This window comes from Fibrobacter sp. UWP2 (assembly GCF_900141705.1).
Taxonomy (GTDB): Bacteria; Fibrobacterota; Fibrobacteria; order Fibrobacterales; family Fibrobacteraceae; genus Fibrobacter.
Genome location: NZ_FQYM01000018.1, coordinates 20913 through 33346, shown reverse-complemented (window position 1 = coordinate 33346; position 12434 = coordinate 20913). Strand labels below are relative to the sequence as shown.

Here is a 12434-nt window from a genome sequence, read left to right as displayed (position 1 = left end):
GCGTTAGGGATGATCTGGATCGACATCGTTTGCCTGGTTTGCCTCCTCGTTTTCATCTTGATTGGGCTTTGGCGCGGGATGCTCAAGAGCATTTTCCGTTTGTGCGCCTGGGTGGGAGGCATTGTGGGCGCCTATGTTTCACAAGGACTCCTTGCCAATACAATCGCCGCAAACCTCGAACTGAGCGGATTCACCGTGAGGCTCGTATGCATTTGCATTGGCTTCATTGTCCCATTCCTCGGTTTCATCCTCGTCGGCCACCTCACCAACAAGGCCGTTTCGGGAACCGCCGTGAGCAAGGTGAACCGCATTCTGGGAGCCTTCTTGGGATTCATCAAGGCCTACCTCCTCTGCTGCGTACTTCTCACCATCCTGCACATTTTACCTGTGAGCGGCAACCTCAAGGAAGCCCGAGACAACTCGGTGAGTTACGCCGTCTACAAAGTCACGCTCGAGACCATGGGATTCTCTTCTGAAGAAGTCGACCTCGTCGGAATTGCCGAAAAAAAGGCGACTGAACTGAGCAAAGAAATTACGGAAAAGGCAGTCGAAAAAGCCAAGGAAGAAGCAACCCAAGCCGCCGAGGCCGTCAAGGATTCCATCGTCGACGCAGCGAAGACAGCTGCGGACAGCGTCAAAAAGGCGTCCCAAAAAGCAGCCAAGAAAGTCCGCAAAAAAGCAAAGCGCGCCATCGACGAAGAAGGCGACAAAATCGAATACGATGACGAGGACGACATCCCGATAGACGAATAGGCGGGAACTCCCCCGCCGACTCAAGCGTTTGCAAGCCGCTTGGCGCAAGCCCGAGCGGCTTCTTTTATATCCTCTTCGCCATCCACATGGCGACCTCGCATCACAAAATTGCCGTTGCAGATAACAGAATCAATGCTGCTGTTATCGGCCGCATACACCCAATTGCTCACCAGGTCGTGACAAGGAGTCATGCGTTCGTTGTTCAAATCCACCAAGAGACCGTCGGCAACAAAGCCTTCGCGGATCTCGCCCACGTTGGCCAAGCCGAATGCACGCGCCACGTTGACAGTCGCCATCTTGAGTGCCGCCTCTGCCGGGAGCGAGTCGGCGGAGCCGTTCACCTTTGCAAGAAGTGTCGCCAGTTTCATTTCCTGATGCATGTCCAGGCTATTGTTGGAAGAGGCTCCGTCCGTACCCAGGGCGAGATTCACTCCGTCACGGATCATCGGTGTCACCTGGGGCATGCCGCTGCTCAACTTAAGATTCGAGCACGGGCACATCACCGCTGTCGCCCCGGCATCGGCAAAACGCTTGCGGTCATCTTCGGTAAAGTGTACGCAGTGGGCTGCCGAAAAACGTTCGTCAATGGCACCCACGCGTTCAAACAGCTCTACCGGGGTACATCCGAACTGTCTTTGGCACTGTTCCACTTCGCTTAAGGTCTCTGACAAATGCGTGTGGATGCGGTAGTTTTCTGCCTTCGCGATTTCAACGCAGCGGCGAAGCATGCCTTCGCCATTGGTGTACATAGAGTGCGGCATCACGCACAGTTTTACTCGGTCGCTCTCGCCCACATGCGCCTTGAGGAACTCCATGTTCTTTTTCATATTCTCAGGGGACGTCAACTGCTCGGCAATCGTCACCCCAATGGAAGCGCGGACACCCATTTCCTCGACCACCTTCATGGTCTGTTCACGATGCCAGTACATGTCGGCAAAAAAGACCGTACCCGACTTGATCATTTCGAGGACCGCCAAACGGCTACCAACCTCAATATCCTTGTCACCCAGTTTAGCCTCGAAGGGCCAAATGTACTCGCGCAGCCACTTGTCCAGTTCCATATCGTCGGCGTAACCTCGCAAAAGCGACATGGCCGCATGCGTATGGCCGTTATAAAAGGCGGGTAGCAAGGCAAAGCCCTCGCATTGGATTACTTCGGCATTGTACATGTCCTCCGGGGCCAAGGAATCGGCTATTTTAGAAAAAAGATTTCCTTCAATCAAAACATCCTGGGTTCGTGTCAATCCGTCCCCTGTCTTTAAAACAACCGATTTTAGTACTTTTTTTCCCATAAATAGTCCCATTTTTTTGCTTTTTTCCAAAATAGTACATTTTTACGCCTATTTGGGCTTTTCTTCCATTCGCATTTTTCGTTTTAAATATATACTAATAGCATGAATTACGACGACCGCGAAACACTACCAATCTCCAGAAACGAGTTCTCGAACTTGGAAATCTTCAAGAATGTACAATTCGAAAAGCTGGCAGGTTTTTTGCTTGGCTGCAAGACTTTTGTCGCCGACCCGGGCACTCGTCTTATTGACCCGCAGAACCCTGTACGACAGGTCTATATTCTTTTAGATGGCCTGCTCGAAGTGCGCATGGAATCCCGAGGTGGAAGTTTTACTGACACCATCAGTCCGGGGCATTGTGTTGGCGAAATGTCGGTATTTGACGATATTGAGCCCAGTGCACTCGTCTCCGCCAAAGAAAAAAGCCGACTCCTGATGATCCCGCACGACGTGGCCATGTCCATGATTAGGGCCTCGCACGAACTGTGCCTTAACTTTTTGCAGATTTTGAGCCAACGCGTTCGTAACAACAACAGGATTGTTTGCGAAGAACAGTTCCACCTACGCCGCATGGAAGAATCCGCCAAGGTGGACCCGATGACCGGGCTCCATAACCGCCGCTGGCTCGAGGAAATGTACACGCGTGAAATCAGCCGCAGCAACATGGGAAACTTCCAGCTCATGGCGTTCATGCTCGACATAGACCACTTCAAGAACGTGAACGATACCTACGGCCACCTCGCCGGCGACCAGGTGCTCATCTCCGTCGCGCAGACACTCACCAAGAGCCTGCGTCCCTCCGACATGCCGGTACGTTACGGTGGTGAGGAATTCTCGGTATTTTTACCGGGGACTTCGACCGAGAACGCCCGCATTATCGCGGAACGCATCCGCAGCAACATGGAGAACATGAGCATCGTGCTCTCTGACGGCACGTTCCTACAGGTGACCGTAAGCATCGGCTTTGCCGAACGCATCGCGGGCGATACTGTGGCAAGCCTCATCCAAAGGGCCGACCAAGCGCTCTACCACGCCAAGCAGAACGGCAGGAACCGCTGTTGCATGAACCTGGGTGAAAACGACGGCGGGATGGTGCTATTTTAGCGGGTAAAAAAAACACGCCTCGTTAATACGAGGCGTTTGTTTGGGCGCTCTACTTCGCTTCCAGCAATTTCTGCACGCTTTGTGCGTACTTTTCGAGACTCGGGTCTCGCGCGCCCATCAGCAAGATTGTATCGCCGGGCTGCGCGTATTCCACCATCTTCTTCGCGCATTCGTCGCGGTTCTCGATGTAGATGGCCTCGCAGCCCTTCAGCAAGAGGTCATCGGCAAGGTCGCCCGCACTGATGTCGCGTGTAACGGTGCCGCCCGCATAGTAAATCTCGCTGAAGAACATCACGTCGTTTTCACGGTCAAAATCGAAATCCTTCGGGCGGAGCGTGTTCGCAATGAATTCCACGAGGTCATGCCGCAAGAAGCGCGTGGGCCCAAAGCCATGCGGCTGGAACCAGGCGATTACGCGGCCCTCGGTGAAGTCCTGCGCGCTTTTGATGCTTGCGGCAATCTTTGCCGGATTATGCGCGAAGTCGTCTACGAGGGTGACGCCATTGAACGTTCCCAGAATCTGGTGGCGGCGGAAAACGCCCGGGAATGTCGCCAGCGCATCGGCACAGGTGTGGAGCGACACTCCGGCGCGCAGCGCCGCCGCTGTTGCCGCGAGGGCGTTTTCCATGTTGTGCTTGCCCGGGAGCGGCACCTCGAAATTCACGAGTTCCGCCTTGTGGCGCACGCGGAACTTGATATGCGTACCGGCCGTCTTGAAGTCCGTGCCCTGCACGCCCACGTAGTTCTCGAACCCGAAATCGAATTCGCGGCCCGCGCTGAACTTCTTTGCCAGCGGGTGCGCGTCGTTCACGATAAGAATCTTGCCGTTGTCAAGAATGTTGTGGCTGAACTTGAGGAAGATTTCCTGCAGTTCGTCCATCTCCTTGTGGTCCTTGTCCACATTGAGAATCAGGCCGATTTCCGGCTCGTAGCGCACGAGGGTTCCGTCGCTTTCGTCGGCTTCCACAACGAGCCACTCGCCCTTGCCGCTCACGGCATTGCCGATCTTGCCCTGCTTCTGCAAGTTCACGAGGCCCGCCCCCGTCATCACGGAAGGCTGAAGCCCTGCGTATTCCAGAATGTGGTAAATCATCGCGGTCACGGTGCTTTTACCGCTCGTTCCGCTCACCGCAATCGTGCGGGCTTCCTTCGAAATCTTCGCGAGCATTTCACTACGGTGCATCACGGGGACGCCGAGTTCCTTCGCACGCTTCAAATCGGGGTTCGTGTCCTCGATGGCGGTACTCACCACCACGGCAGAGAGGCCCGCGACAATGCCCGAGCCATCCTGCGCAAAGCACTTGATTCCGCAATCCTCGAGTTGGCCCATCACGAGCGGCTTTTCGCACTTGCCCGAGAGGAATTCACCAAACTGACGGTCGGACCCGCTCACCGCAACGCCCTTGCCCGCCAGATACTGCGCGATGGCACTCATGCCCACGCCCGCAACACCGATAAAGAAGTAAGATTCCATATTTTCAATTCTTTTAAATGATTTAGATTCTTCGACTCCGCTGCGTTCTCCCCTAAGAGGATAACTCAACTTGAGAACTGAAGTTCTTAGTTTCGTATAGCTCAGAATGACACCTCTTTCATCTATCCAAGCAAATCTGGATCGATGGTCGGCTCGTAACCGGGTTCCACGAAGTCCTCAGGAGCAATCCCGCGCTTGCGCGCCGCCTTCAACTGCTTGATGAGCTTGCGTTCGGCAGCCTTCGCCTTGCGCTGCGCGGCCGTCGCCGCCTTCTCGGCATGGCGCTGGGCACGGGTCTTGCGCTCCTTCAGTTCCGGAAAAACGCCATCCTCGAACACATCTAGGCCTTCGTCGTCAATTTCATCAGCGTCATAGCCGTCGTCAAAACGGATGTCCGCATCAAAGTCGCGGAAGCCTTCTTCCTCGTCAAACACCGGGGCATCTGCCGGGCATTCCTTCTTCAGGAGTTTCAGCACCTTCGCGAACGGTTCTTCCAGTGGGACCTTGAACTTCATCTTCTTGCCCGTCGTCGGGTGGATAAGTTCAATCTTCACTGCCTGCAATAACTGCGCCGGGGCAATTTCCAAAACCTTCTCGGCAATCGGGCGCATCAAGGGCGGCACGCGGTTCAGGCTGTCCTCTCGGCCATCGTAAAGCGGGTCGCCCACCACCGGGTGGCCCGTATAGCGGCTATGCACGCGAATCTGGTGCGTACGTCCCGATTCGAGCTGGAGTTCAAGCAAAGTAGCAATCGCAAAGAACTGTTTTGCCTCAAAATGCGTGCGGCTCTCCTTGCCGCCCTTCACCACCGCCATCTTGAGGCGGTTCTTGGGGTTCCTGCCAATAGGGGCGTCAATCACGCCCGTAAGGTCACGCGGGCAACCCCACACAAGCGCTTGGTACGTGCGGTGTAACGTGCGGGTTTCCAGCTGGTGCGCCAGGTGCCTGTGCGCCGCATCGTTTTTCGCCACCACCATGAGGCCCGGCGTATCCTTGTCGAGCCTGTGCACGATACCCGGGCGAAGCGGGCCGTTGACCGCCGAAAGATTATCCTTGAAATGGTGAAGCAAGCCTGCAGCAAGCGTTCCCGTGCGTACGCCGTTACCCGGATGCACCACCAGATTGCGCGGCTTGTTCAGGACCACGATATCGTCGTCCTCGTACACGATGTCGAGCGGGATTTCCTCGGGCTCAAGCGAACTCGCTTGCTTCTCGGGAACCTTCTCCACCACCACGACCATACCGGTCTCCACGCGAAAATTCTTGGAAACGGCAGCGCCACCGACCTTCACTTCGCCTGCAACTATAAGTTTCTGTATGTCGGTACGCGACACGTTTTCCATCACGCCCACAAGGAACTTGTCGATGCGTTCGCCGGAGTGTTCATCTTTTACAGGAAAATTCATGATGTCAAACTTACAAAAAAAAGCACGCCCGCGAGGACCGCCCTCCGTTTTTTCCGTATCTTTCAAGCATGACTTCGTTACAGAGATTTATTCGCATTCTCGCCATCTGCACACTGCTCCTTGCCGCAACGGCCAGCTCAGCAGGGAATGGAACACGAACCTGGTCTACCTGCTTTCGCCCCAAAATGTTAGCCGTCTAAAATGTGCGGTCTTCAGAAGGTTCGTCTTTGGATTTAGGCTGTTCCTTCGCCTGCTCCTTTTCTTCCTTAATTTGTTTGTGAATCCCTTTCAAGATAAACGGCGAAAGGATTACGATGGCGACACCTACTGTCACAAAGCAGTCCGCCACGTTAAAGGTGGGCCAGCGCGTCATGATAAAGTCAGGGAAATCGCAGTCAATAAAGTCCACGACCATCTCGAGGCGCATGCGGTCAATAAAGTTGCCTATGGCACCTCCAATGATCATCACCACACCCAGGCGGGTAAGGTAATCGCGCTTGTCGATGTTCTTGTAGAACCAGAATAGCACCACCGCGGCTACAATCGATATCAGCAAAAAGAACAGCCAGGGCGGCAAAAACGGCAAGAAGTCTTGCGGGCGGCTGCTGAAGGCGGCACCCTTGTTAAACACCAGGCAAAAGCGCAAAAGGTCGCCAATCACATTGACGTACTCGTGGTTCGGCGCACCGGTCTCGTTCGTAAAGCGAGCCAACGCCCAAAGCTTAGTCAACTGGTCCGCGACGATGCTGAATACAATGACACCAATGTGGAATGGTAATTTGTTAAAAAACTTCAAAAGAACCTCTATTTTCCTTTTACCGCCTTGTACGCCTTGTCTATCCAATTATCCGAATAGAAATGGAGCGACGTCGACTTCACGATGCGCTTCACCGTGTCGCGGGTGATTTTCATCTTTTTGTCGTTTGCAAAAATGGGCGAACCGTCCCCGATAATCTTCATATTCTCCGCCGCCATAAAGAGCGGCCACAGGCAAAACAGCCTCGTGCGCATTTTGATGTTCGGGATGAGCTTTGTGTAGGCGATGGCATCGTCTAGGTGCTTCCATGTCTTTTGCACCAGTTCAGCCATCACTGCGGAGCGACGACGGTCAAAATCCGCGCGGTCCTCGACATTCGCAACATCCTCGAACATCTCGTACGAATGCTTGAAGCCGTGCTTACGGCAAATCTCCTCGGGGATAAAGCACACACGGCGTTCCGCATCTTCGCGGCAGTCCTTCACGATGTTTGCCACCTGGAGCGCAAGACCAAAACTCACGTCCAGCTTTTGCATCTCGGCCTTGCGGGCATTGCCAATAAAGCACGTGTCCGCGGCAAACAAATGCGAAAGCAGCCGTCCCACGATTCCCGCCACATAATAGCAGTACTCGTCCAAATCGGCAACCGTTTCCAGCGTGAACCAGCCCTGGCTCAGCGCCTCCTCCTGCCGCTTTGCAAACTGCGCCATGCCGCCACACATCTCGATGGTCACATCGCGCACAGGTGATGCATAGACCTCAGGCAACTCCTTCAACAGCGGCACCACCACATGTGTGTGCAGGCAAAGGTTCATGTACGGGTGTTCCGACCTGCGCCACTCATCAGGGAGCGCATTTTCAAACGCCTCCACTGCCTCCTCGGCAAGATCAGCCGTCCTGAAGATGTCGGCAAAAAGCGAGAGCAGGTGTTCCTTTTCGTCGGCATCCATCACCGGGTCGTCCTCGACCGTGTCGGCAATGCGCAAAAACAGGTAAGCGAGCAAAATGCTTTTGTGCAGTTTTCCCTTGAGCACGTTGATATTCAAGGCGAAAGTTCTTGACACCTGCAAAAGGATTTCCTCTGCATAGGTCCACGCTTTCTTGCCCGTGAGCACGGACTCGCCCATACCAACTTGTTCAAGGATATTAGCCATACATGGTCTCCGCCATTACGTCGGGTGGGATTTTCTTTGTATTCGCCATCGCGTTCACGTACTTCCATAGGCGTTTGTGCGCCTCGGCGTTCTTCAGCTTTTTGGCAAAGCTCCAAATGGCCCTGTTGTGGATATCGGCCTCGTTCCTCAGCGCGCCCTTCTTGTCACTCTCGTAACGGGCACGGCAGTATTCCAAAAAGTAGGCGGCCTGATAAGTGGTCGAAACCTTCGCCATGGCCACCTTGTAGAGGAAAACGGCAACCAAAAGGAACGGCACTACAGCCAAAAGCACCAGGGCGGAGTCGATCCCCGCGAAAGCACTCAGGCACCATGCCACCGAAAGCGCCGAAAGCGCCGACACCAGCAGCGATAAAAGGAAGTTCTTTAGGCGCAAACGCGTAAAACTCGAGGGATTCTTGGAGAACGCCTCGGGGATTACCGCCCATTTTTTTCCTTTCTTTATCATCTTCTTCAAATACAGGGTGCCGGAATAGCGCCAAAACCAAAAAAACAAGCCGACCCAAAAAACAAGGGGGAGCCAAACGATATATCCATACCACTCTAAAGATTCCATAATACCTCAAATTTAGTAAAGCTTTACATCGCCAAAACAACGCCTCTTCGCCCAATTGGCGAAAAAAAACGATACGGGCTCCGTAACGAAAAGCGCCCTCCGTTTGTAAATTCAGGTTTACAAACGTTTTTTTTCCATTTATCCGCCCAAACTTATCAACAACCGGCCTTTAAATTATTAGATTTAATCACCTAGTTGTTGATAGATTTTATTTTGCTTTTGAGAAGGATGTGTTTGTGATGCAAGTCGAATGGGAAAGATGTTTGAACTACCTTCGCGGAATGCTCTCCGATTCCGTGTACAAGACCTATTTTGCCTCGACCAAGCTCAGCAGTCAGACCGTGGGCCACGCCGTCATCTCGGTCCCGCCCGGACTGGACACTTCCGTCTACTCCGCCTACAAGGAACTCATCCGCCTCGCCTGGCGCGAAACCACGCACAGCGACGCCCCGATGGAATTTGAATTCCAGTCGCAAGAGACTGTTAGTCAACAAGTTACGCCTCCGGGCGATCACGTATTCAAAGACTTTGTGAAGCCGAGTGTGCCGCTCTCCGGCAGTTTCCGCTTCGAGAACTTTGTGCCTGGAGACAAAGCGCAGCTCGCCTTCAACGCCGCCCTCGCAGTCGCAAGAAACCCCGACGGCACGCAGTACAACCCGCTCTTTATTTATGGTTCCTCGGGCCTCGGCAAAACGCACTTGCTGCAGGCTATTGGCAACTACATTCTCGAAGAAGACCCGAACAAGCGCGTATGCTACCTCACCAGCGAGGACTTTTCGCAGCAGTACCTCAAGTGCCTGCGCGAGAGCCGCGTGACCGAGATGAGCGACTTCTACCGCAACGAAGTGGACATCCTCCTCATCGACGACATCCAGAACTGGACCGGCAAGTACGAGACTCAAAACGAGTTCTTCCTCATCTTCAACGCCCTGCACCAGGCAGGCAAGCAGATCGTGCTTACCTCCGACGCTCCGGCAGTCGAAGTCAAGAACCTTTCGGACCGCCTGGTCAGCCGCTTTGCCTGGGGCCTCACGGTCGACATCCAGCCGCCCGACGTCGAGACCCGCGAAGCGATCCTCCACAAAAAGGCCGAGGAACGCCATTTGGAAATCAGCGACGAAGTCCTCCACTTCCTCGCCGAGAAAATCGCGAGCAACGTGCGCTGCCTCGAGAGCGCCATCATCAAGCTCACGCTCCAGTCGAGCCTCATGAATCACGACATCGACATGGGAATCGCCCAAAAGGTCGTCGCCGAAATTGCCCCGACGCTCCGCCGCCGCGTAAGCCTCGACGCCGTGCTCCATGCTGTATCGCAGCACTACGAAGTACCCGAATCCAAACTCACCGAGCCGGGTCGCGGCACCAAGGAAATCTCGAAGGCCCGCCAGGTCGCCATGTACCTGATGCGCGAATGCTCTTCTATCAGCCTGCAGAGCATCGGCTCCCGCTTTGGCGGCAAGGACCACTCCACCGTGGTACACGCCATCAAGAGCGTCAAAAAAGAGATGGAAACGGACTCCAGTTTTGCACGCCTCATCGAGACGCTCAAGAACTCGATCCACGACTAATACTTTGTTCACTATACAGCAAAAGCCGCCGGGAAACCGACGGCCTTTATTGTTTTGCAAAGATTCCAGACGATTCAGCGCAGTTTGGAACTGAACGCAAAGGCGTGGTTCATGGGGCCCTTGCCGTGGCCCAGGTCGAGCATGGAGCCAAGCGCCGCCGAAATGTAATCCTTCGCATTTTTCACGGAAACAGAAAGGTCGTTTCCCAGCGCGAGGTTCGAGGCAATGGCGCTGCTCAACGTGCAGCCAGTACCGTGGGTATTGGGGTTGTCAATCTTTTTGCCGTAGAACCACTGCGGGCCTTTGGCGGTCCACAGCAAATCATTGGCATCGTTCAAGTCGTGGCCGCCCTTCATCAGCACGGCACAACCAAACGCCTCGTAGATCTTTTGGGCGGCGGCTTCCATGCCGGATTCCGAATTGATCTTGTTTCCCGTGAGCACTTCGGCTTCGGGGCGGTTCGGCGTAATGACTGTAGCAAGGGGCAAAAGCTCGGACTTGAGCGTTTCTATCGCCTCGTCGCAAATAAGCTTCGCCCCGTTCGTCGCGACCATCACCGGGTCCACCACAATGTTCCTTGCCTTGTACTGCTTTAACTTGTCCGCAATTACATGGATGAGACCACTGCTAGAGACCATGCCCGTCTTGACCGCATCCGGAAAGATGTCCGTAAAAACGGCATCCAGTTCGTGCGAGAGAAAATCAGGAGAAGCCTCCATGATGTCGGTGACGCCGAGTGTATTCTGCGCCGTCAAAGCGGTAACGGCGCTCATGGCAAAAACGCCATGAACTGTCATCGTCTTGATGTCAGCCTGGATGCCGGCACCACCGCTGGAATCAGAACCTGCAATCGTGAGTGCAGTCTTCATGGAATCCATTCTGCTATTACAGGCAATGAGCCCTTAATTCTTCGTCGCTGAGCGTGCTGAGGTATGCAGGCGGCACGTCGAGAACAGTCTTGCAACCGGTCACGCCGTTAGCCTTCATGCGGAGAGCGGCGCGGGCGTAGGCCACGAGGACGCTGGTCGTGAATTCCGGATTGGAATCGAGCTTGAGGCTATATTCGATCACGTGAGTGTGTTCCTTATTCATGCCGGTCTTGCCGGTACGAATCACGAAACCGCCGTGAGCGAGCCCGCTGTGGTTCTTGTTGAATTCTTCTTCGCTGATGAAGTTTACCGTGGTGTCGTATTCATCGAAGTAGTTCGGCATCGTCTTGATGGCGTTTTCGATGTAAGCCTTGTCGGCACCTTCTTCGGCAACCACGTAAACGAGACGGGTGTGCTTCTGGCGAGTGGTGAGTTCCGGCATGGAACCGCTACGCACGGCTTCGAGAGCCGCTTCCACCGGGCAGGTGTACTGCTTGGCGTTCTTCACGCCCTTGATGCGGCGGACAGCGTCGCTGTGGCCCTGGCTAACACCCTTGCCCCAGAACGTGTAGTCCTTGCCTTCCGGGAGAATGGACTGGGCGTACACGCGGTTCAGGCTGAACATGCCCGGGTCCCAACCGACGGAAATCATCGCGATCTTGCCGGCGGCCTTGGCGGCAGCGTCAACAGCGGCGAAGTGCTGCGGAATCTTGGCGTGCGTGTCGAAGGAGTCGATCACGTTGAACATAGCAGCGTACTTCGGGGTGAGCACCGGCAGGTCGGTAGCGGAACCGCCACAAATGATGAGCAGGTCCACCTTATCCTTCCAGGCTTCCATTTCAGAAACGTTCAGCACCGGAACGCCCGCCGTCTGGATCTTGACCGTAGCGGGGTCACGACGGGTGAAAACGGCGACGAGTTCCATATCCGGAGCCTGCTTCACGGCGCATTCCACACCGCGACCGAGGTTACCGTAACCGAGAATAGCAATCTTTGCCATAACAATATCCTTGTTAAAAATTTTTGCGGAAATAATATAAAAAACTTTATATTCCCGTACTTCCAAATCCGCCGCGGTCGGCGCCGTCGAGAGAACCTTCTTCGAAGGTGAGGGTCGGCTGGATTTCCATGATGCGGAACTGAGCGATGCGGCTCCCCTTCTCGATGGTCACATCGCGAGTGGCATAAACAGGCATTTTCCACCAGTCGTTCGCGCCGCAGTAGCTGGAATCCACCACGCCCACCGAATTCGCCTGCAAGATGCCGAAGTTCTTGAACGTGGAACTGCGCGGGGCGATATGCGCCTCGTAACCCTCGGGCAACTTCATCGCGACCCCTAGGTGAATGAGCCTGAACTCCCCCGCCTTGAGCGTCACGGTCTCCGCCGCCGCAAGGTCAATCCAGTCGGACTTGCCGCCCACATACGTGAGGCGCGTGATAGAATCGTCAAGATATTGAATTTTAATCGTCTTCGTGGTCATGT

At 54.6% G+C, this 12434-nt stretch carries 12 protein-coding genes; 3 read left to right on the top strand and 9 right to left on the bottom strand.

Annotated features, from left to right (window positions below; genetic code table 11):
- Positions 1-9: 9 nt before the first annotated feature.
- On the top strand, positions 10-753 hold the full coding sequence (locus BUB55_RS09330; protein WP_073190266.1) for a CvpA family protein: 744 nt from the start codon (positions 10-12) through the stop codon (positions 751-753).
- A gap of 20 nt (positions 754-773) precedes the next feature.
- Here BUB55_RS09330 and BUB55_RS09325 read toward each other — a convergent pair whose 3' ends face one another.
- The gene (locus tag BUB55_RS09325; RefSeq protein ID WP_234971886.1) at positions 774-1922 is read right to left on the bottom strand and encodes an amidohydrolase; all 1149 of its coding nucleotides are present in this window, start codon (positions 1920-1922) and stop codon (positions 774-776) included.
- A 225-nt stretch (positions 1923-2147) separates the two neighbouring features.
- Between BUB55_RS09325 and BUB55_RS09320 the strand changes: the two genes are divergently transcribed.
- Positions 2148-3149, top strand: coding sequence for a GGDEF domain-containing protein (locus BUB55_RS09320; protein ID WP_073190265.1), 1002 nt, complete (start codon positions 2148-2150; stop codon positions 3147-3149).
- A 49-nt stretch (positions 3150-3198) separates the two neighbouring features.
- Here BUB55_RS09320 and murC read toward each other — a convergent pair whose 3' ends face one another.
- The 5 genes from murC to BUB55_RS09295 form a co-directional block, all read right to left on the bottom strand.
- A complete protein-coding gene (gene murC, locus BUB55_RS09315; RefSeq protein ID WP_073190264.1) occupies positions 3199-4623 on the bottom strand; it encodes a UDP-N-acetylmuramate--L-alanine ligase in 1425 nt (474 codons plus the stop codon).
- A 122-nt stretch (positions 4624-4745) separates the two neighbouring features.
- Entirely contained in the window at positions 4746-6029 is a 1284-nt protein-coding gene (locus BUB55_RS09310) for an RluA family pseudouridine synthase (RefSeq protein WP_073190345.1), read from the bottom strand.
- 196 nt (positions 6030-6225) lie between these two features.
- Positions 6226-6825 (bottom strand): signal peptidase II, encoded by a 600-nt coding sequence (gene lspA / locus BUB55_RS09305; protein ID WP_234971885.1) that lies wholly within the window; start codon positions 6823-6825, stop codon positions 6226-6228.
- 8 nt (positions 6826-6833) lie between these two features.
- The gene (locus tag BUB55_RS09300; RefSeq protein ID WP_073190263.1) at positions 6834-7940 is read right to left on the bottom strand and encodes a squalene/phytoene synthase family protein; all 1107 of its coding nucleotides are present in this window, start codon (positions 7938-7940) and stop codon (positions 6834-6836) included.
- Positions 7933-8406 (bottom strand): hypothetical protein, encoded by a 474-nt coding sequence (locus BUB55_RS09295; protein ID WP_143152993.1) that lies wholly within the window; start codon positions 8404-8406, stop codon positions 7933-7935. The genes BUB55_RS09300 and BUB55_RS09295 overlap by 8 nt, the downstream gene beginning before the upstream one ends.
- A 347-nt stretch (positions 8407-8753) precedes the next feature.
- Between BUB55_RS09295 and dnaA the strand changes: the two genes are divergently transcribed.
- Positions 8754-10082: a chromosomal replication initiator protein DnaA gene (dnaA, locus tag BUB55_RS09290; RefSeq protein ID WP_073190253.1), complete on the top strand. Its 1329-nt coding sequence runs from the start codon at positions 8754-8756 to the stop codon at positions 10080-10082.
- A 74-nt stretch (positions 10083-10156) separates the two neighbouring features.
- Here dnaA and thiD read toward each other — a convergent pair whose 3' ends face one another.
- The 3 genes from thiD to BUB55_RS09275 are packed head-to-tail and all read right to left on the bottom strand — an operon-like array spanning position 10157 to position 12432.
- Positions 10157-10951 carry a bifunctional hydroxymethylpyrimidine kinase/phosphomethylpyrimidine kinase gene (gene thiD, locus BUB55_RS09285; protein ID WP_073190339.1) on the bottom strand — a complete coding sequence of 265 codons (795 nt, stop codon included), beginning with the start codon at positions 10949-10951 and terminating at the stop codon, positions 10157-10159.
- A gap of 16 nt (positions 10952-10967) precedes the next feature.
- Positions 10968-11951, bottom strand: a complete 984-nt coding sequence (locus tag BUB55_RS09280; protein WP_073190250.1) for a diaminopimelate dehydrogenase — start codon at positions 11949-11951, stop codon at positions 10968-10970.
- 46 nt (positions 11952-11997) lie between these two features.
- Positions 11998-12432, bottom strand: a complete 435-nt coding sequence (locus tag BUB55_RS09275) for a dUTP diphosphatase (RefSeq protein WP_073190335.1) — start codon at positions 12430-12432, stop codon at positions 11998-12000.
- Positions 12433-12434: the final 2 nt, after the last annotated feature.